Here is a 20,292-nt window from a genome sequence, read left to right on the forward strand (position 1 = left end):
AGAATATCCATGCGCAGTCGCGCGCAACGAACGGGTCTGAAGGATTTATGGAAAAAGCTGATATCGGCCTCATCGGCCTCGGTGTGATGGGCGCCAATCTGGCGCTCAATATTGCGGAAAAAGGTTTTCGGATCGCCGTTTTCAACCGCACGGGATCACGCACTCAGGCGTTTGTCGAAAATGCGGGAAAGCTCGCTGAGAATATCGTCGCTTGCGATTCGCTCAAGGCGCTGGCAGAGGCCATTGAGCACCCGCGGCCGATCATTGTCATGGTGTCGGCCGGCCAAGCCGTGGACGATCAGATAGCCGCGTTGCACACCCTGCTCGAGCAGGATGATATTATCATCGATGCAGGCAACGCCAATTTCCGCGATACGCGCCGCCGCATGGCCGAACTGGCCGAGAGTGGTCCGCGCTTTATAGGGATGGGCGTCTCCGGCGGCGAAGAGGGCGCGCGGCACGGCCCTTCAATTATGGTGGGCGGCGCCCAGGAGGCCTATCGGCGCATCGAGCCTGTTCTGGAAGCGATAGCCGCGCGCCACGAGGGTGAGGCCTGCCAGGCCTGGCTCGGCCCGGATGGTGCGGGCCATTTCGTCAAGACCATTCACAACGGCATCGAATATGCCGATATGCAGATGATCGCCGAGATCTACGGCATCCTGCGCGACGGGCACGGCCTTTCCGCCTCCGGCATCGCTCCGATCTTCGCAAAGTGGAACGAGGGCCGCCTCAACTCCTATCTCATCGAGATCACCGCCGCCGTCTTGGCTAAGACGGATTCCGGCTCTGGCCGGCCCATGGTCGATGTGATCCTCGACCGTGCGGGCCAGAAGGGGACGGGCCGCTGGTCGGCAATCGAAGCCCAGTCCCTCGGCATTCCCGCAACCGCTATTGAGGCGGCGGTGGCCGCGCGCAGCCTTTCGGCGACGAAAAAGGAACGGGAGCGCGCGGAAAACCGCTTCGGCACACCCGCGCCCGCCGCCGGACCCGCCACGGAGGAAGCGCTTACCATCCTCGAAGGAGCGCTTTTTGCAGGAAAGATTGTCGCCTATGCGCAAGGATTTTCGGTCATGGCCGCCGCCTCGCGCGAGTTCGGCTGGAATCTGCCGCTTGGCACGGTAGCGCGCATCTGGCGCGCGGGCTGCATCATTCGTTCTCAGTTCCTCGGCGAAATCGCAGATGCATTCGACCAGGCACCGGAAACCGAAAACCTCCTGTTGACGCCAGCCTTTTCAGACCTGATCGAGGCCGCGCATCCCCATTTGCGCCGCGTGGTGGCGCGTTGCGCCGAGGCGGGTATTCCCGTGCCCTCGCTCGCGGCTGCCCTCGGGCACTTCGACACGATTCGGCGGTCGCGCGGCACGGCCGATCTTATTCAGGCCCAGCGCGATTTCTTCGGCGCGCACGGCTTTGAACGTGTCGACAAGGAGGGTACGTACCACGGAGATTGGAGCGACACATGAAAGTGCCGCCGTGGTGGAGGGGAACCACGGCGGCTTTTCATGAAAAGCGCGGCAGCCCGGAGAGGGGGAATAGGCTGCCGCTTTTGTCCGGTTTAGGCGGGGGACGAGCCTTTGCCGGACTCGGCATAATATTGCCGATGAAGCATATGTTGTGCGCCAAAATGGCTATTCAAGGGTGGTTGGAATTACACTTATTTAATTTTTTGTGATCGGCGCGAGAGCGCAGGTTTACGTCACGATATGGCGGCAGATTTGGTCGCGTGCGCAATTGTGATAGACAGCCTCAAATCACCACGTTACCCGTTCCTCCATGAAAAATGGCGATCATCTCTTCCTCGTAGACGGCTCGGGCTATATTTTCCGGGCATATCATGCACTTCCGCCCCTTGCGCGTAAGTCCGACGGACTGCCCGTGGGCGCGGTTTCGGGCTTTTGCAACATGCTCTGGAAGCTGTTGCGCAACGCGCGCGATACGGATGTTGGCGTGACGCCCACCCATTTTGCGGTCATTTTCGATTATTCCTCGAAAACGTTTCGTAGCGAGCTTTACCCCGAGTACAAGGCAAACCGGACCGAGCCACCGGAAGACCTCGTGCCGCAATTTGGCCTCATTCGCCAGGCTACGCGCGCTTTCGGCGTACCCTGCATCGAAATGGAAGGATTTGAGGCGGACGATCTGATCGCCACATATGCACGGTTGGCCGAGGAGGCGGGCGGCGACGCCACGATCATCTCCTCCGACAAGGACCTGATGCAACTCGTCCGGCCTTGCGTCTCCATGTACGACCCGATGAAAGATCGCGAAATCGGCGTCGAGCAGGTGATCGAGAAATGGGGTGTGCCGCCGGAGAAGATGATCGACCTGCAGGCGCTGACGGGGGATACGATCGACAATGTTCCGGGTGTGCCCGGAATTGGGCCGAAAACGGCGGCGCAGCTTCTGGCGGAGTACGGCGATCTCGATACGCTTCTCGCGCGCGCGCATGAGATCAAGCAGAACAAGCGTCGCGAAAATCTGATCGAATATGCCGAAAAGGCGCGCGTTTCGCGGGAATTGGTCAGGCTTAGGAACGACGCGCCCGTCGAACTGGGCGTTGACGCATTGGCGCTCGATTCGGTGGCCGATGGACCGAAACTCATCGCTTTTTTGAAGGCGATGGAGTTTTCCTCTCTCACCCGGCGGGTGGCGGAAGCCACGGGCGCCGATCCGGCTGCAATCGATGCCGCCTATGTTGAAGTTCAGGCCGGCGCCGCCGCGCATGGGCCGGACCTGACCGTGCCGGCCTCGGGCACCGACGAGCCCGGCGCGGAGGGGGAAGTCGCACCGGACCGTACCGACAGCGCGGAAACACCGCAGGCACTGGCGAATAAGCTTGCAGACGGAGCGACGGCCGAGGCGATCGACCATTCCGGCTATGTTTGCGTCCGAGACCCTGAAACGCTGCATATGTGGATGGCCGAAGCCCGCGAAACCGGGCTCCTGGCCTTCGATACGGAGACCACCTCGCTCGACCCCATGCAGGCGGAGCTCTGCGGGATCGCGCTTGCCACCGCGCCGGGACGCGCGGCCTATGTACCCCTGTCGCATAAGAACGGTGAAACCGATCTGCTCGGCGGGGGCCTGCTCGACGGCCAGCTCGGCCAGGAGGAAGCGCTCGCTATCATCCGGCCGGTCATGCAGGATCCGTCCGTGCTCAAGATCGGCCAGAACCTCAAATATGACTGGCTCCTGTTTTATCGCCACGGCATTGAGATCGCGCCCTGTGACGATACGATGCTCATCTCCTATGTGCTTGAAGCGGGTATCCAGGCGCACGGCATGGACGCGCTTTCGGAACGCTGGCTGGGGCACACGCCGCTCTCTTACAAGGAACTGACGGGCTCGGGCCGCTCGAAAATCACCTTCGACATGGTCGATCTGAAACGCGCCACCGACTACGCCGCCGAAGATGCCGATGTCACGCTGCGACTTTGGAAGGTGCTGAAGCCGCGGCTGGCCGCGAACGGACTCGTCTCCGTCTATGAGCGGCTGGAGCGTCCGATGATCTCCGTTATCGGGCGGATGGAGCATCGCGGAATCAGCGTGGATCGGCAGATTCTGTCGCGCATGTCCGGCGACTTCGCTCAAGTTGCCGCGGCGATGGAGGCGGACATTTACGAGCTTGCCGGCGAGCGCTTCACCATCGGCTCGCCCAAGCAGCTCGGCGAGATCCTGTTTGGCAAGATGGGCCTGCCCGGCGGGGCAAAGACGAAATCCGGCCAATGGTCCACGTCCGCACAGGTGCTGGAGGAACTGGCCGCCGCCGGACACCCCCTACCGCGAAAGATCGTCGACTGGCGCCAGGTCACGAAGCTGAAATCCACCTATACGGACGCGCTGCCGGACTACATCGATGCCCACACAGGACGCGTGCACACGTCTTATTCGCTGGCCTCGACCACAACCGGGCGGCTTTCCTCATCGGAACCCAATCTGCAGAACATTCCGATCCGCACGACGGAGGGCCGGAAGATCCGCACGGCTTTCGTCGCGCCGGAAGGGCGCAAGCTGATCTCGGCCGATTACAGCCAGATCGAGCTGCGCGTGCTTGCCCATGTCGCCGATATTCCTGAGCTTAAGCAGGCCTTTGCCGAGGGGCTGGACATCCACGCCATGACTGCCTCGGAAATGTTTGGCGTACCGGTCGAAGGCATGCCCGGTGAGGTGCGGCGGCGCGCCAAGGCCATCAATTTCGGCATCATCTATGGTATCTCCGCATTCGGCTTGGCCAACCAGCTCGCGATCCCGCGCGAGGAGGCAGGCGCCTATATCAAGCGCTATTTCGAGCGCTTTCCCGGCATCAAGAATTATATGGAGCGTACAAAGGCTTTCTGCCGCGAGCACGGCTATGTGGAGACGATTTTCGGTCGCCGGGCCAACTATCCCGAGATCCGGTCGGCAAACCCCTCCATGCGGGCCTTCAACGAGCGCGCCGCGATCAATGCGCCCATCCAGGGATCAGCGGCCGATATCATCCGCCGCGCGATGATCCGCATGGACGAGGCCCTCCGCGCCAATGGTCTCACGGATATTCAGATGCTGCTGCAAGTGCATGACGAATTGATCTTCGAGGCCCCCGCTGAGGCAGTAGAACGCGCGATACCCGTCATCCGCACCGTGATGGAAGGGGCGGCCTGGCCCGCCCGCGCGCTCTCCGTGCCGCTGAAAGTGGATGCTCGCGCCGCCGACAATTGGGAAGAGGCACACTGATCAACGGGATGGCTAAAGCCGACCTAAGCCATGGCGAAGCGGGGGTAGCTAGTCGCCGACGTTCCAGATTAGCTCAGATATCAACGCCTTCATAAGGCTAGGGCCCGACCCTGGATTATGCCATTGCGGTCACGAAACGCGCCGACGTCCGTAAAACCACCGCACGCGACGTCATCAATCCCGGACAGCCTCCGCCCTACGTTTCGATCCCACTTCATCTTGCTCTAAGCGGCGTTCGACGCCGGTGCCTCCGCCAGGAAAGTGTGGATTGCATTGGCGTCCTGCGTGCCGCGGATTTTCTCCGTCGTCTCTGTATCCCTCAGCACGCGCGCAATCCGCGACAGCGCCTTCAGGTGATCGGCTCCGGCCCCCTCGGGAGCAAGCAGCAGGAAAATGAGATCCACGGGCTGATCGTCCAGCGCGTCAAACGCGACGGGAGTTTCCAGACGAGCGAAGACACCCGTGATGTTCTTGATCCCTTGCAGTTTGCCATGGGGAATGGCTATTCCGTTGCCGACCCCCGTCGAGCCAAGGCGCTCGCGCTGTAGAATCGTGTCGAAGATTTCGCGCTCCGGAAGACCGGTGGTCGCAGCCGCCTTTTCGGCAAGAAGTTGCAAGACCTGTTTCTTGGAATTGGCCTTCAAGGCCGGCATGATTGCCGAGACCTCGATCAGATCGCTCAGATCCATGGTTTGCATCCTCTGGTTAGGCCGCGCCTGATCGGGCGGGACAGCCGGAATCCGGCTATTCGCCTTCCACCGTCGATGGGTCGATCCAGCCTATATTGCCGTCGGCCCGTCTGTACACGATGTTGACCTCATTGCTGCCCGCGTTGCGGAACACGAAAACGGGGTTGTCCTTCATATCGAGTTCGATCACCGCAGCGGCAACCGTCATTGACTGAAGAGGCAGTCGTGATTCCGCCACCACGGTGGGTGCGTAGTCATCCGGCACCTCCTCCCCGTCTTCATCGATCGGCGCCATCACGCGATAGGTCGCGTCCAGCGCTCCGTTGCTGGGTGCCGTTGCATGGGATTTCAACTTACGCTTGTATCGGCGCAGTCTTTTTTCGATCCGCTCCGCCGCCGCATCGAAAGCCAGGTGGGGATCTTGCGATTCACCCCTCGCCTGAAGAATAGCGCCGGTATCGAGATGAACCATACAATCGGCCGAAAAGCGGTTGTTCGCCTTTTCCACCGTTATGCGGCCGGCGAATCCACCGTCGAAGTATTTATCCACTGCGTCGCCGATCCGCCCTTCGATACGAGTACGGAGAGCGTCGCCAATATCCATATGCTTACCGGAAATGCGAAGGCTCATATGAGAAACGACCTTTCGTGGTCAGATTTTCAACGCCTTGAAGTTTATACGCGTTGCCTGCGCACACAAGTTCCGCGACGAAAAATCGGTGGGTCGCGGCGGATCAGATCCTTCTTCGAAACTGGAATCGACGTTACCCTTTTCATCGGCCTATGGAGGCGGGCTTCTAGTGGCTCCGCCCGTGCTTGTCAATCGATCCGAGGCGAGGGGTCAGGCGGACGCTTCGGCCGCTGCCCGGGCCTTCTTTTCGCGCCGGCGTTGTACCGAAGAGGGAATATTCATTGCTTCCCGATACTTGGCGACGGTCCGGCGCGCGATCTCGACGCCCTCCCGCCGCAGCGTGTCGACGATAGCATCGTCCGAAAGTACGGAATGTGCTTTTTCGGCGTCGATAAGCTGACGGATGCGGTGGCGCACGGCCTCGGCCGAATGGGCGTCGCCGCTGTCTGCGGATGCGATGGCCGTTGTAAAAAAATACCTCAGCTCGAACAGCCCGCGCGGCGTCATCATGAATTTGTTCGCCACCACGCGGCTCACGGTCGATTCATGCATGCCGATCGCCTCGGCAATCGCGCGCAATGTCAGAGGCCGCAGATGGTCGATGCCATGGGCCAGGAAAGAATCCTGCAGGCGTACGATTTCGGAAGCCACCTTGAGGATCGTCTTCGCACGTTGGTCCAGGCTCCGGGCCAGCCAGTGCGCGCTTTGCAGGCGTTCGGAAAGGAACGCCTTGTCCGCCTGGTCGACCTTTGCCGATACCTTCGTGAAGTATGGCTCGTTGACCAGGACACGCGGCAGCGTGTCGGCGTTAAGCTCGACAGCCCAGCCCCCATCGCCGGCCGGCTTTACGAAGACGTCGGGCTGAACGGGTGCGGCCGGCTGGCTCGTAAGAGCCGCGCCAGGCTTCGGGTCGAGCGCGCGAATCTCCCCCAGCATGTCCATGAGATCCTCCTCGCCAACGCCGCAGATGCGCTTCAGCGTGGGGAAGTCGCGCTTGGCGAGTAGGTCGAGGTGGGACACCAGCGCCTCCATCGCTGGGTCCAGCCGGTCGCGTGCTTTCAATTGCAGCGCCAGGCACTCGGAAAGATCGCGGGCGAACAGGCCCGGCGGGTCGAACCCCTGACAAGCTTTAAGAATGTTTTCCAGCCTTCGGAGGTCGGCTTTCGTACGTATTGCGATGTCCTCGAGTGCGACCGTGAGGTAACCGGCATCATCAAGGTTATCGAACAGATCCTGGGCCAGCAGGCGCTCTACCGGGTCGCTAAAGGTAAAAACGATCTGCTCGCCGATGTGCGCGCGCAGAGAAGGCGCCGTGTCAGCGATCGCCTCCAGGCTTCCAGCCTCGCCTTGCGCAAGGCCGTTTCCCCGGGCCGAACGCCATTGCGCCGAAAGATCAGGGCCGATCGTCTCCTGGCGTCCCGGGTCGTCCGGAAATACATTCTCCAGCGAACTGTCAAGCCGTGCCGAAATGGACTCCGCTAAGGTTTCCGGCCTGTGAGGTGCGGTTTCGGCTTCCTGCGCCGCGGTCGGCCCGCCTTCCCGCTCCAAAAGCGGGTTGCTCTCGATTTCGCTTTCGATGAACTGTTCCAGCTCCACATGCGTCAGCTGCAGCAATCGGATCGATTGCAACAATTGCGGTGTCATCGCCAGCGACTGCGTTTGACGTATGTCGAGCTTCGGCGAAAGGCCCATTTGCCGGTTTTTCCATCTATCCCGCGCCTTGAAGTCCGTTTGGGAGTGGCGCATCTATCCGATAGAACTGGCCCGAAATTTGCTTGTCAAGTGTACCCCGATAATCGGCCATGTCTCAGTTCGAATTCGGCTTGCGGCGTATTCTTCCTCACAATGGCAAATCCCGCTCCTTTTACGATGACAAACGCGCGACATTCACTGTCACAAAACTGATACGCGCCTGCGATAATCGGGCCTCAATCCAAGCCTTTAATCCAATGGGAGAACGTCATGAAGAAAGTCGCCGCCGCTCTGGCCCTTACAGTGGCCTTCGCACTCCCGGCACATGCCGAGTTCAAGCTTGACAGCCGGTATCAGGATGCCGACGGCGATCTTGTGGCCGATATTCCCACCGACGAGAGCCAGCTTATCGATCCGGACACGCTCATTTTCGCCTATACGCCTGTCGAGGATCCCGCCGTCTATGCCGATGTCTGGGCCGGATTCCTGGAGCACATGGAAGAGGTGACCGGCAAGAATGTCGACTTCTTTCCCGTGCAGTCGAACGCCGCCCAGCTCGAGGCCATGCGTGCAGGCCGTCTCCACGTCTCAGGCTTCAACACCGGTTCCAATCCGATTGCCGTTGCCTGCGCGGGCTTCCGCCCCTTCGCGATGATGGCCGCCGAGGATGGCTCCTTCGGCTACGAGATGGAAATCATCGTGCCGGCCGATTCCGACGCCGAAGGGGTCGAGGACCTGCGCGGGGGGCAGATCGCCTTCACGCAGGAAACCTCCAATTCCGGCTTCAAGGCGCCGTCGGCCATTCTCAAGAGCGAGTTTGATATGGTCGCCGACGAAGACTTCACGCCCGCCTTTTCCGGTTCGCACGACACCTCCATTCTCGGCGTTGCCAATGGCGATTACGAAGCGGCAGCGATCGCCAACTCGGTGAAGGGCCGCATGATCGAGCGCGAGGTCATCTCCGCCGACCAGATCAAGACCGTCTACACCTCACAGACCTTCCCCACCACCGGCTATGGAACGGTCTACAATCTGCGCCCGGAGCTGCAGGACAAGATCCGCGAAGCCTTCTTCTCGTTCCCGTGGGAAGGCTCCGCGCTCGCGGAAGAGTTTAGCAAGTCCGGTGAGGAGCAGTTCATCGAGATCGCCTTCAAGGACGATTGGGCGGTGATCCGGCAGATTGATGAAGCCAACGACGTTTCCTACGACTGCCAGTAGAAACTGCTTGAACTCCCGGGGGCGGGGACCCACCATGGGTCTCCGCCCTTGGCCTATACGAGGTGGGCTGCATGCTGACGATCGAGAAGCTGGAGAAGCGCTACAGGACGGGTGACAGGGCGCTGAACGGCGTCTCTTTCACCGTTGACCGCGGTCAGGTCGTCGGCCTCATCGGCCCTTCGGGCGCCGGCAAATCGACCCTCATCCGCTGCATCAACCGCCTCGTCGAGCCCACCGCCGGCAAGGTGCTCCTGAACGGGACGGACCTGACCACGCTCAACGGCACGGCGCTGCGGAAAATGCGCCGCCGCATCGGCATGATCTTCCAGGAATATGCACTGGTGGAACGCCTGACGGTGATGGAGAACGTGCTGTCCGGCCGCCTTGGCTACGTTCCCTTCTGGCGCTCCTTCTTCCGCCGCTTTCCTGCAGCGGATGTCGAGAAGGCCTTCGCTCTTCTCGACCGGGTTGGCCTTTCCGATCATGTCGATAAGCGTGCCGACGCGCTCTCCGGCGGCCAGCGCCAGCGGGTCGGCATAGCGCGCGCGCTCGAGCAGGACCCGGAACTTCTCCTGGTGGACGAGCCGACCGCTTCGCTCGATCCGAAGACATCGCGCCAGATCATGCGGCTCATTTGCGAGGTCTGCCGCGAGCGGTCGCTGCCGGCCATCATCAACATCCACGACGTCACGCTGGCGCAGATGTTCGTAGACCGCATCGTCGGACTACAGGCCGGCCAGGTCGTCTTCGACGGTCCGCCCGATGCGCTGGACGAGAAGGCCCTCACCGCGATTTACGGCGAGGAGGACTGGCACGCCATGCGTAAGGAGAAGGAAGACGAGGCGCGCGACGACGAGGAGGCAGCCGCCTTCGAGCAGGCCCGAGAAGAGCGCATGGCAGGCCTCGTATGACGGGAGTCGCCGCTGCACCGCGCCAATGGCGGCGCCCGCCGGTCTTGATCCAGAGCCGCTTATGGCGCTGGATCATCTATGGCGGGGCGCTGATCTATTTCCTCGCCGCGTTCGGTACGCTGGAGATCAACTGGCAGCGGGTCTATGAAGGCTTGGATCGCGGCGCGCGCTTTGCGCAGGGTTTTCTGCTTCCCGATTTCGTGACGCGCGCCAACGATATCTGGCGCGGCATGGTGGAGAGCGTGACCATGACCGTCTGCTCGACCATCGTCGGCGTGCTCATCTCCATACCCATCGGCCTCGGCGCCGCGCGCAACCTGGCGCCGGCGCCCGTCTATCTCCTGTGCCGGTCGATCATCGCCGTCTCCCGCGCCTTTCAGGAAATCGTCATCGCCATCCTGTTCGTCGCCATGTTCGGCTTCGGCCCCTTCGCTGGCTTCCTGACGCTGTCCTTCGCCACCATCGGCTTCCTTTCGAAACTCCTCGCCGACGATATCGAGGAGATCGACGAGAGCCAGGCCGAGGCCACCCGCGCTACCGGCGCGACGTGGTGGCAGATCGTCAATTACGGCATCCAGCCCCAGGTCATGCCGCGGCTGGTCGGCCTTTCGCTCTACCGGCTCGATATCAATTTCCGCGAATCTGCGGTCATCGGCATCGTCGGCGCGGGCGGCATCGGCGCTACGCTCAACACCTCCATGCAGCGCTACGACTACAACACGGCGGGTGCAATCCTGATCCTCATCATTATCCTCGTCATGCTGGCCGAGTACGGCTCCAGCCACATTCGCAAATGGGTGCAGTGATGCCCGCCGGTTCAACCCTCTCCGGCCGGACATGGCGGAAGCACACCACGGCCGGCGAATGGGCGGTCTGGCTCGGCTGGTTCGCCGCTGGCGTCGTCTTCGTCCTGTCTTGGCGGGTCATGAACGAGAACACCATCTGGGCTTTCGTGCAGGACGCGCCGCGCCAGGCAGGCGACCTTCTCTCTCGCTCATGGCCGCCACGTCTGTCGTACCTGAACAAGCTATGGGCTCCCCTCTGGGACACCCTAAACATCGCCACCCTTGGCACGGTGATCGGTACCGTGCTGGCGGTGCCGACCGCATTCTTCGCCGCACGCAACACCACGCCTTCGGCGCTCATTTTACGGCCGATCGCGCTGTTCATCATCGTTGCCTCGCGCTCGATCAATTCCCTGATCTGGGCGCTGCTGCTCGTGGCGATCCTCGGCCCGGGGCTGCTTGCAGGCATCATCGCCATCGCGCTGCGCTCCATTGGCTTCGTCGGCAAACTGCTCTACGAAGCCATCGAGGAGATTGACGAGAGCCAGGTCGAGGCCGTGCGTGCCACCGGCGCCGGCGGCTGGCAGGTCATTGACTACGGTATTATCCCGCAGGTGCTGCCCACCTTCGCGGGCATTACGGTTTTCCGCTGGGACATCAACATCCGCGAATCCACCATTCTCGGCCTGGTCGGCGCCGGCGGTATCGGACTGCAACTGCAGAGTTCGCTCAACGTGCTTGCGTGGTCGCAGGTCACCGTCATCTTCGCCCTCATCCTGCTCACCGTCATTCTCTCGGAATGGGTGTCTTCGAAGGTGCGGCGCGCCATCATATGATGCGACGCGCTTGCCCGCTTCGATATTCTGTGCGGAAGCGGTGGTAGAAAGCATGAAGAACGCGGTGAGGACTAGGTTCTACGGTCGCAAGCCGACTGCAGTGTGCTCCTGTTCAATTGACCGGCTGCCTGAGAAGTGGCGCGTTCAAAGTTACGGGGCATGTCGCGACCGAACGCTACTCCCAAGAAACTGCAGAGGACTATGGGGTCACCACAGACGAATCTCACAGCCACCGCTGCTGGGCTGGAGTTCTGCCCCGGTAATCCGATCTAAAGTGTAAATCCCTCGCCGAGATAAAGCCGCCGGACATCGGCATTGCCGACGATATCGGCCGGCCGTCCATGGGTGAGGACCTGCCCGGCATGGATGATATAGGCGCGGTCGATCAGCCCCAGTGTCTCGCGCACATTGTGATCGGTGATGAGAACGCCAATGCCGCGCGCAGTCAAATGCCGCACGAGATCCTGGATGTCCGTCACGGCAATTGGATCGATGCCCGCGAACGGCTCATCGAGCAGCATGAAATTCGGCTTGCTTGCCAGCGCGCGTGCAATCTCCAGCCGACGTCTCTCGCCGCCGGACAGTGAGATGGACGGCGCCTTGCGTAGATGGCCGATGTGAAACTCCTCGAGCAGAGCGTCCAGCGACCGCTCGCGCTCCTTGCGGCTCTTCTCGACCACCTCCAGGATCGCGCGGATGTTCCCCTCCACTGTCAGGCCGCGGAAGATCGAAGCCTCCTGGGGCAGGTATCCGATCCCCAGGCGCGCCCTGCGATACATGGGCATGGAAGTGACATCGTGCCCGTCGATATAGATGCTTCCCTTGTCGACGGGCACAAGCCCGGTAACCATGTAGAAGCAGGTGGTTTTGCCGGCCCCGTTCGGCCCCAGAAGGCCGACGGCCTCGCCGGCGCGAACGCCGAGAGACACACCGCTGACGACCTGGCGATTCTTGTAGGATTTGGTGAGGTCGCGCGCAATCAGCGTGCCGTTCAGCCGCTCCGCCGTGGCGGCGCCTTGCGGCTGTGCAGCCTCATCGGCCGGAGCATCCTTCTGGCGGGAAAAGAAATTCACTTGGCTATCCGTTACTGGTCCTGAGAACGCGGATTGAGAAGCATTCTGACCCGGTTCGTCTTTTGATCCTTGCAGCTTTCCAGCGTCGCCTGACCCGTGGCCATCTGTACGGTCAGGCGACAGCCGACCACCACGTTATCGCCCTCGGTCAGCACCACTTCTTCTCCGGTGAGGACGAGTACTTCCGTGTTCATGTCGAACGTGCCGGCATCGCCCGTTGCCTCCTGATCCCCGGAACTCAGATAGACTCCGCCGTCAAGCTCGATCTTCTCGATTTGTCCTCCGCCAGCGGCCACTGAGCCGCCATTCCCATTGTTTGAGCCGCCATTCTCATTGTTATAGTGGACCTGCATGCGTGCGGCCCGGAGCGACATTTCGCCCTGCACCACGGATACGTTTCCCGTGAAGACGCCGAGACTCTGATTGTCGTCCAGCTCGAACTTGTCGCTCTCGATCTGGATCGGCTCGTCATTGGACAACGCCAGACCCGTGGGTGCTCCCTGCGACCAGGCTACTGCCGAAAATGCGAGCAGGAAAACCGGCGCAAGGAACCAGCGAAAAAATCTATTCATTCTCTTTCCTCTGTGCTGACGTGCGCCTGACCTGCTTCGGGTCCATACGGACGCGCACGCGATCTTCGAAAACGAGCCGCTCACCACCTCCCGTGGCATTGAACTTGTTGGCCCGCACCTGGATGCCGTCGAGATCGATTTCTACCGGATCCTCGGTCGTAAGACTGCCGGAGTCCATATCGATCTCCGCCGACTGCAGCCGGGCAGTAATTCCGGAGGTCGTCCTGACGGTGATCGAATCGTCGAGCTTGAGGCGGTCGTTCCCGCGCTCGAAGGTGCCTGCCGTGGCTCGAATCGAAGCCTCATTATGCTCGTCGATCGGCACTGTGGCCGAAATATCCTCGAGCAGGATGGCTCCTCCATCCTCGCCGCCGATCGCCTGCCGCGCCCGCGCGGCGGTCATGTGATAGGGCAGATTGGCGCTGGTGAAACCGTCGAGCGAAGGATTGTCCATAACCAGATTGCCGCTTTCGATCGAGACGGATCCGGGATTCACCGAATCCCCGCCAATCGAGAAAAGAAAGGAATAACCGAGAAGGAGCGCCGATGCCACCACCGCGACGACCGGAAGGACGAATTTCAGCACACGCACCCGCCGGGAATGACGCGCCGCCCGGGAAAAGGCCTCTTCTCCACGTTCGCTGCGCCTGATCGGCGTTCCGGCCGTTTCCGCTTCAAGACCGTCCTGCATCCGCCACTCCCGTAAAGGCGTCAGGCCCTCGCCAGAACGCCTGCCGCCCTTCGCCTAGCGCGGACAGACGCGAAACCCCGCCGCACCGCCAACATGGCCCCAATATGGGTTTTTTTTAAGGAGGAACAATCGGATGGGCACGCTATTCCTTCTCAGCCGCGAAACATGGTAGCTCATATGCGCGGCTTCGTTTAGAACGCAAGCATCATGGAAGATACCAGGTTGTGACGACTAACGATTTGCGCGCGGCGCAGCCAACCGTTAAATCGTCATTACAGCCTATCAGGAGAGAGGCCCGTCCATGTCCACCCGAGCCGACGATCTGATCGACCGCAGACGTCTCCGGCGCAAGCTGACCTTCTGGCGCGTCGCCGTCTTTCTCATTCTCGGCGTCATCCTCGTCGTGGCTGGGCGGTGGCTTTTCGGTGACGCGCTGACCGGCACCTCCCATATCGCCCGCGTACACATAAACGGTGCGATCACAGGCGACGAGGAGATGCTTGATCTTCTGAAGCGACTTCGGGAATCCGAAGCCGCTCAAGGCGCTATCATCACCGTCGATTCGCCGGGTGGAACGACCGTTGGCGGCGAGGCCTATTTCGAGGAGATCAGGCGTCTGGCGGACGAAAAACCGGTCGTCGCGCAGATCGGCACACTCGGCACATCCGCCGGCTACATGGTGGCGAGTGCAGCCGACCATATCGTCGCGCGCCAGTCGTCCATCGTCGGTTCGATCGGTGTTATCGTGCAGTATCCGGACGTCACCGAGTTGTTGGATAAGCTTGGCATTCAGGTGGAGGAGGTAAAATCTTCCCCGCTCAAGGCCGAACCGTCGCCTTTCAATCCAACGACCGACGAGGAGCGCCAGATGCTGGGGTCGATGGTTCGCGACAGCTATGACTGGTTCGTGGATATCGTTACGGCCCGGCGACCGCTGTCGCGCCAGGAGGTCCTGACCCTCGCCGACGGCGCGGTCTTTACCGGCCGACAGGCCATGGACAACAAGCTGGTCGATTCCGTGGGCGGCCCGGAAGAAGCCAAGAACTGGCTCGTGTCTCAAGGGCTTTCCGAGGAGTTGAACATAGTGGAGTGGAAACCTCGTGACACCGAAGGCTCGCTGTTCCTGCCGGGCATTGCAGGCACCTGGCTTGCTGGCCTTTTCGGCATACCCACGGCGGAGGACCTCCTGCGGCAAGTGGGAGCAGAGCGTCTCTTCCTTGACGGTCTGCTATCCGTCTGGCAACCTGAAAAAAGTTAAATGCGGGATTGAAAATAAACCACAAGTTCGCTGAATCCCGGTTATTCGAAAGCGGTGGAATATTAGAATGATTAAGTCGGAACTGGTGCAGACCATTGCAAATCGAAACCCGCACCTGTTTTTGCGCGATGTCGAAAATATTGTGAATGCGATTTTTGAGGAGATCACCCAAGCCCTGGCGGAAGGAAACCGTGTCGAATTGCGCGGCTTCGGAGCCTTTTCCGTGAAAAACCGGCCCGCCCGGACGGGCCGCAATCCTCGGACCGGAGAAACCGTTCACGTCGAGGAGAAGTGGGTGCCCTTTTTCAAGACCGGCAAGGAGCTGCGTGAGCGGCTGAATGCCGGAAAGTAACCCAGAGGCCACATGCTCCATCGCTTTTTTCTTGTCGTCGTGGTCGTGCCTCTGGCGATTCTCCTGATCGTACTCGCCGTCGCCAACCGCGCGACTGCGCCTTTTACGCTCAATCCTTTCGATCCCGGGAGTCCCGGCCTGACGATCCATTGGCCGCTTTTCGTCTATCTTTTCATCACACTTATCCTCGGCGTCATTATCGGCAGCGTTGCCACTTGGATTCGCCAGGGGCGCTATCGCCGCATCGCGCGTGAGCGGACGCAGGAAGCTGAACAATTACGCCGCAAAGCGGCCGAACGCGAAGAACGTGCCGTCGCGCTTGCCCCTGCCGATGCTAAGGAGCGGAGGTCCCCATGATGACGATTTCCGGCGCCCAGGTCGATGAGTGCCTGACCCATGGCGGTCTGGTGGAGATCTTGAGGGAGGCCTTCCGGGCCGGCGCTGTCCAGCCTGTCCGTCACCACCACACTATCGAGCGACCCGAGGGACAAGACAGCACGCTGCTGCTCATGCCTGCCTGGAACAACCCGGCGCAGAAGGACGGCCATATTGGTGTGAAGGTCGCGGCGGTCTCGCCGGACAACAATGCAATAGGCAAACCCGCCGTAATGGGCGTTTATCTTTTGATGAACGGCACGACAGGTGAACCGCAAGCTCTGATCGACGGGCAGCGACTGACACTCTGGCGCACCGCCTGCGCTTCGGGGCTTGCCACATCCTATTTGGCGCGTTCGGACGCCTCGCGTCTCCTGATGGTCGGCGCTGGTGCGCTCGCACCCCATCTGGTGCGCGCCCACGCCAGTCAGCGGCCGATTCGGTCCGTCCGGGTATGGAACCGCACCCCGGCCAATGCGGAGAAATTGGCCGAATCGCTGCGCCGGGACGGCTTTGAGGCCACCGCAGTCGACGACCTCGACGAGGCGGTCGGCTGGGCTGATATCGTCTCCTGCGCCACCATCTCGACCGTGCCCCTCGTGCGCGGCGAATTGCTCACGCCCGGTACTCATGTGGATCTTGTTGGCGCCTTCTCGCCCATCATGCGTGAAAGTGACGATGCTGCGCTTGTCCGGGCGGAGGTGTATGTGGACACCCGCGCCGGTGCGACCAAGGAAGCCGGCGATATTGTCCAGGCGGTTCAGTCCGGCGCCTTCACCACCGATGCCATCCGTGCCGATCTTTTCGAGCTGACGCGTGGAGAGAAGCGGGGGCGCCAGAGCGACGAGGCGATCACGCTGTTCAAGTCAGTGGGCGCTGCAATCGAGGACCTCGCCGCCGGCATAGCCGTTTATCGCGCCTCTTCTGGCTAGGTCATCCCATGAGCGAGGCGGGCAGGGAGAAACGGGCGCCGGGCCGCGTCAAGGCGGTGACGAGCCTGTCCAACCCGATCATCAAGGATATCCGGGCGCTTTGGCTCAAAAAGCACCGCGACCGGGACCGCGCCTTTATCGCGGAAGGAGCGGAGGCGATCCGGCAAGCGCTGGATGCCGGGTGGACGATCCGCACGCTCCTTTGTGCCACGGCTGAGCGCGATGCCGTCATGGAAAAGATCGCTGCGCGGACCATCGCCGCCGGCGGGCTGGTGCTGGAAGTCGGCAACAAGATCCTTTCCACGGTCGCGCACCGGGAGAACCCGCAGGGCCTGGTCGGCGTTTTCGAGCAGCGCTACCAGCCGCTGGACTCCATTCGCCCTGCGAGGGGCGACGTTTGGCTGGCGCTCGACCGGGTGCGCGATCCGGGCAATCTCGGCACAATAATACGTACGGTCGATGCGGTCGGTGCGAAGGGCATCATCCTTGTAGGGGCATGCGTCGACCCCTTTTCCGTGGAAGCTGTTCGCGCCACAATGGGATCGCTCTTCTCCATCCCCATCGCGCGGGCGGAAGAGAGTGCATTCCTGTCCTGGCGCCGAAGCTTTTCGGGCCTCACCGTCGGTACGCACATGGAAGGCGCGGAAGACTTTCGCGTACCCGACTATGCAGCGCAACCCGTCCTGCTCCTCATGGGAAACGAGAAGCACGGTCTCTCCGAGCCGCTCTCTCACAATTGTGACCGTCTCGTCCGCATCCCGCAGGCGGGCAAGGCGGAATCACTCAATTTGGCCGTCGCCGCGGGAATCATGCTCTATGAGGCCCGCCGCGCGGTGTTCCCCACCGAAGTGGACCGGGCTTCATGACCACGCGCTCTCTCTCATTCTACGGCCTGATCATCCTGCTCTCCGCCGCCATTGACCAGGCGCTCAAACTCCTGGTGGAGATGTGGATGCCTCTCCACGGCCGCATCGACATCCTTCCCTTTCTGTCGCTTCTGCATTCGCGAAATACGGGCGTTGCCTTTTCGCTCTTCTCCGGTGTCGGCGGCCCCTGGCTCAGCCTTCTGATGATCGCGGTCATCATCTTCATGGTGGTCCTAGCCATCCGCACCGAGCCCACGCAGCTTTTCGCGCGGCTCGGCTTTGCCCTGATCATCGGCGGAGCGTTCGGAAATCTCATCGATCGCGCCCTGCGCGGTTACGTGGTCGACTACGTCTATTTCCATACGCCAGTCTGGTCGTTCGCCATTTTCAATCTGGCCGATGCGCTGATCACCATCGGTGCCGCCCTGATTATCCTGGAAGAATTCTTTGCCTGGCGGCGGGCGAAAAGACACGGGTCATCTGGGTAAACAAGGCGTTTCCGTAACGCCTCAGATTCGAACGCTTTCCCAAAATCTTCCGAAATGCCCGCGATGTATGAATGTGCGTCATGGTGATGACGGGCATTAAGCAGTTCCTGAAACGGACATGGTCTCGGGCACCCGAGCCACGGCTGGAACCCGACGCGGAGCCGGAACATGTCGCTCCCGAACCAGGCGAAGCAGCCCAGCACAGTGAGCGGCGTTTCCTCGCCCTCCACGACGCGCTTGGCGACCTCGTGCTCCATCGGGATCGGGAAGGACGCATTCTCTATGCCAACCGCGTTTTCTGCGAGCTGATGGAGACCACGCAGGACGAACTGGTCGGCGAGACGCTTCCACAACTCGGAATCGAGATCGATCACGTCCCCGACTCTCGGTTCACGGAAGGCGATGCGCTCGAATTCAAGGACGTTTCAATCGCCGGCAAGGGCGGATTGCGGTGGTTCTCCTGGACGGAGTTCCTCATGCCGGAGCGCGACGGCGAGGCTGCCACGCGCTGGAGCATCGCCCGGGAGATCACCGGCCGCAAGCGCACCGAGACGGCGCTTGTCAACGCGCGCGAGCGCGCCGAGCAGGCCAGCATCGCAAAATCCCGGTTCCTCGCCACCGTCAGCCACGAAATCCGCACGCCCATGAACGGCATCATGGGGATGGCGACGTTGCTGGCCGACACCCGCCTTTCCGACGAGCAACGAACTTATGTCGGCGCGATCTCGACCTCTGCGAGCGCTCTCCTGGCGCTGATCGAGGACCTGCTCGACTATTCCAAGATTGAGGCCGGGCGGCTGGAACTGGAGCTGCAGGCCGTCTCAGTTCGCGAGCTGGTGGAAAATATCGTCGAGCTCATGGCCGCGCGCGCTTTCACCAAAAATATCGGTCTTGGCTGCCACATTGCCCCAGACGTGCCGGAAACGATCACGACCGATCCCGGCCGGCTCCGTCAAATCATGCTGAACCTCGTCGGAAATGCGATCAAGTTTACCGATGAAGGCGGCGTTCTGGTCATGGTCCGAAACGCCGAGATCAAGGGCGAGCCCGCGGTGGCCTTCAAGGTTGTGGACACGGGGCCGGGCCTGGACCAGTCAGCGATCGCGCGCATCTTCCAGGAATTCGAGCAGGCCGACACCAGTTCGACGCGCCGGCACGGAGGTACCGGGTTGGGCTTGGCGATCAGCCGGCGTCTGGCATCCGCGCTGGGCGGCGAGATATCCGTGGAGAGCGCACCGGGAGAGGGGGCGGCCTTTAGCATCACGACACCCGCCGGTGAAACGGAGGGTGCGAGCGAAGCTCCGCTTGCGCTGAAGGGCTGGGATGTCGCGATCATCACGCCACACGCGGTGGAGGGAGAGGCGCTCGCCATGACCGTTCGCGAGCATGGCGGCAAGGCGCGTATCTTCGATAGCGAGAAGAGCGCGGCCGCCCTTCTGCGCCGCCGAAAGAACGGCTTCGACGCTCTTCTCGTTGATGCCTCGCTCGAAAACGACCGCGGCGACCTGTTGAAGAACCTGCGTCGACAGGGGCTTTCGGCAGCACAGGCCCTGACATTGATCGCACCCACCGATCGGGGGCGGCTGACGACTTTCCGTGCCAATGGTTACGGCATTTTCCTGGCCCGCCCGGTACGCGGGCGCACGCTTTTGCGCATGCTTCTCAATGACCGGCTAAGCCCGCCGGAAAGGGCGAAGCCGGAAACACGCCCCGCGAAAAAGGGATCCGCGCCGGCCGAGGCCGCGGGCATGCGCGTGCTTGTTGCCGAGGATAACGAGATCAACGCCATGCTTGCGCGCGCGGCCCTGACCAGGGCGGGCTATCGCGTCCGCGTCGTCCCCGACGGTCGAGCCGCAGTCGATGCGCTCACCCACCCGGTGCGCGAGCACGACATCGTGCTGATGGACCTGCATATGCCTGTTATGGACGGCCTCGACGCCATCTCCAATATCCGCCGCTATGAGGAGGAAATCGGGCTGCCTCCCATCCCCATTCTCGTTCTTTCGGCGGACGGCCAGGAAAAGACGCGTCACTCCGTGCTGTCCCACGGCGCCAGCGGCTTTATTGCGAAGCCGCTCGATCCCGATCGGCTGCTTTCCGCGGTCGAATCCCACGCTATGGCGTAACAGAGCGCGCGATTGTAAGCCGCATTCTTTCCTGTCATCCTGTTGTCGCAGCTTGCCATTATTTCCGCTTCGTTGGCAGGATCA

General features: G+C 61.5%; 19 protein-coding genes. 13 read left to right on the plus strand and 6 right to left on the minus strand.

Going from position 1 to position 20,292, the window contains the following annotated elements; genetic code table 11:
- Positions 1-47: 47 nt before the first annotated feature.
- Both gndA and polA read left to right on the plus strand, forming a co-directional pair.
- Complete coding sequence (gndA, locus tag LY631_RS02995; RefSeq protein ID WP_274423621.1) at positions 48-1,463, plus strand: NADP-dependent phosphogluconate dehydrogenase; 1,416 nt, start codon at positions 48-50, stop codon at positions 1,461-1,463.
- A gap of 310 nt (positions 1,464-1,773) precedes the next feature.
- Positions 1,774-4,713 (plus strand): DNA polymerase I, encoded by a 2,940-nt coding sequence (gene polA, locus LY631_RS03000; RefSeq protein WP_274423622.1) that lies wholly within the window; start codon positions 1,774-1,776, stop codon positions 4,711-4,713.
- 224 nt (positions 4,714-4,937) lie between these two features.
- Here polA and ptsN read toward each other — a convergent pair whose 3' ends face one another.
- The 3 genes from ptsN to rpoN all read right to left on the minus strand — a co-directional run bounded on the left by ptsN (position 4,938) and on the right by rpoN (position 7,725).
- Positions 4,938-5,402, minus strand: a complete 465-nt coding sequence (gene ptsN / locus LY631_RS03005; RefSeq protein ID WP_274423623.1) for a PTS IIA-like nitrogen regulatory protein PtsN — start codon at positions 5,400-5,402, stop codon at positions 4,938-4,940.
- A 55-nt stretch (positions 5,403-5,457) separates the two neighbouring features.
- Entirely contained in the window at positions 5,458-6,033 is a 576-nt protein-coding gene (hpf, locus tag LY631_RS03010) for a ribosome hibernation-promoting factor, HPF/YfiA family (protein WP_274423624.1), read from the minus strand.
- 210 nt (positions 6,034-6,243) lie between these two features.
- Positions 6,244-7,725 carry an RNA polymerase factor sigma-54 gene (gene rpoN, locus LY631_RS03015; protein WP_274423625.1) on the minus strand — a complete coding sequence of 494 codons (1,482 nt, stop codon included), beginning with the start codon at positions 7,723-7,725 and terminating at the stop codon, positions 6,244-6,246.
- 270 nt (positions 7,726-7,995) lie between these two features.
- On the opposite strand from rpoN, the gene phnD reads away from it, so the two are divergent.
- The 4 genes from phnD to phnE (LY631_RS03035) all read left to right on the plus strand — a co-directional run bounded on the left by phnD (position 7,996) and on the right by phnE (LY631_RS03035) (position 11,475).
- Positions 7,996-8,943 carry a phosphate/phosphite/phosphonate ABC transporter substrate-binding protein gene (phnD, locus tag LY631_RS03020; RefSeq protein WP_274423626.1) on the plus strand — a complete coding sequence of 316 codons (948 nt, stop codon included), beginning with the start codon at positions 7,996-7,998 and terminating at the stop codon, positions 8,941-8,943.
- Between the two features lie 71 nt (positions 8,944-9,014).
- Positions 9,015-9,854, plus strand: a complete 840-nt coding sequence (gene phnC / locus LY631_RS03025) for a phosphonate ABC transporter ATP-binding protein (protein WP_274423627.1) — start codon at positions 9,015-9,017, stop codon at positions 9,852-9,854.
- A complete protein-coding gene (gene phnE, locus LY631_RS03030) occupies positions 9,851-10,660 on the plus strand; it encodes a phosphonate ABC transporter, permease protein PhnE (RefSeq protein ID WP_274423628.1) in 810 nt (269 codons plus the stop codon). The genes phnC and phnE (LY631_RS03030) overlap by 4 nt, the downstream gene beginning before the upstream one ends.
- A complete protein-coding gene (phnE, locus tag LY631_RS03035) occupies positions 10,660-11,475 on the plus strand; it encodes a phosphonate ABC transporter, permease protein PhnE (RefSeq protein ID WP_274423629.1) in 816 nt (271 codons plus the stop codon). The genes phnE (LY631_RS03030) and phnE (LY631_RS03035) overlap by 1 nt, the downstream gene beginning before the upstream one ends.
- Positions 11,476-11,744: 269 nt before the next feature.
- On the opposite strand, the gene lptB is transcribed toward phnE (LY631_RS03035), so the two are convergent.
- The 3 genes from lptB to lptC form a co-directional block, all read right to left on the minus strand.
- The gene (gene lptB / locus LY631_RS03040) at positions 11,745-12,470 is read right to left on the minus strand and encodes an LPS export ABC transporter ATP-binding protein (protein ID WP_274423886.1); all 726 of its coding nucleotides are present in this window, start codon (positions 12,468-12,470) and stop codon (positions 11,745-11,747) included.
- Positions 12,471-12,559: 89 nt separating this feature from the next.
- Complete coding sequence (locus LY631_RS03045; protein WP_274423630.1) at positions 12,560-13,120, minus strand: LptA/OstA family protein; 561 nt, start codon at positions 13,118-13,120, stop codon at positions 12,560-12,562.
- A complete protein-coding gene (gene lptC / locus LY631_RS03050) occupies positions 13,113-13,811 on the minus strand; it encodes an LPS export ABC transporter periplasmic protein LptC (RefSeq protein ID WP_274423631.1) in 699 nt (232 codons plus the stop codon). Before lptC ends, LY631_RS03045 begins: the two co-directional genes overlap by 8 nt.
- A 301-nt stretch (positions 13,812-14,112) precedes the next feature.
- On the opposite strand from lptC, the gene sppA reads away from it, so the two are divergent.
- The 7 genes from sppA to LY631_RS03085 all read left to right on the plus strand — a co-directional run bounded on the left by sppA (position 14,113) and on the right by LY631_RS03085 (position 20,208).
- Complete coding sequence (sppA, locus tag LY631_RS03055) at positions 14,113-15,069, plus strand: signal peptide peptidase SppA (protein WP_274423632.1); 957 nt, start codon at positions 14,113-14,115, stop codon at positions 15,067-15,069.
- Between the two features lie 67 nt (positions 15,070-15,136).
- Entirely contained in the window at positions 15,137-15,421 is a 285-nt protein-coding gene (locus LY631_RS03060; protein ID WP_274423633.1) for an integration host factor subunit beta, read from the plus strand.
- A 12-nt stretch (positions 15,422-15,433) separates the two neighbouring features.
- Positions 15,434-15,778 carry a LapA family protein gene (locus LY631_RS03065; protein ID WP_274423634.1) on the plus strand — a complete coding sequence of 115 codons (345 nt, stop codon included), beginning with the start codon at positions 15,434-15,436 and terminating at the stop codon, positions 15,776-15,778.
- Complete coding sequence (locus LY631_RS03070) at positions 15,775-16,728, plus strand: ornithine cyclodeaminase family protein (RefSeq protein WP_274423635.1); 954 nt, start codon at positions 15,775-15,777, stop codon at positions 16,726-16,728. The genes LY631_RS03065 and LY631_RS03070 overlap by 4 nt, the downstream gene beginning before the upstream one ends.
- Before the next feature lie 8 nt (positions 16,729-16,736).
- Positions 16,737-17,594 carry a TrmH family RNA methyltransferase gene (locus LY631_RS03075; RefSeq protein WP_274423636.1) on the plus strand — a complete coding sequence of 286 codons (858 nt, stop codon included), beginning with the start codon at positions 16,737-16,739 and terminating at the stop codon, positions 17,592-17,594.
- Positions 17,591-18,082 carry a signal peptidase II gene (gene lspA / locus LY631_RS03080; RefSeq protein WP_274423637.1) on the plus strand — a complete coding sequence of 164 codons (492 nt, stop codon included), beginning with the start codon at positions 17,591-17,593 and terminating at the stop codon, positions 18,080-18,082. The genes LY631_RS03075 and lspA overlap by 4 nt, the downstream gene beginning before the upstream one ends.
- Positions 18,083-18,162: 80 nt before the next feature.
- Positions 18,163-20,208 carry a response regulator gene (locus tag LY631_RS03085; RefSeq protein ID WP_274423638.1) on the plus strand — a complete coding sequence of 682 codons (2,046 nt, stop codon included), beginning with the start codon at positions 18,163-18,165 and terminating at the stop codon, positions 20,206-20,208.
- The last annotated feature ends 84 nt before the right edge of the window (positions 20,209-20,292 follow it).

The sequence above is a fragment of the Chelativorans sp. YIM 93263 genome (genome assembly GCF_028767125.1).
Taxonomy (GTDB): domain Bacteria; phylum Pseudomonadota; class Alphaproteobacteria; order Rhizobiales; family Rhizobiaceae; genus Chelativorans.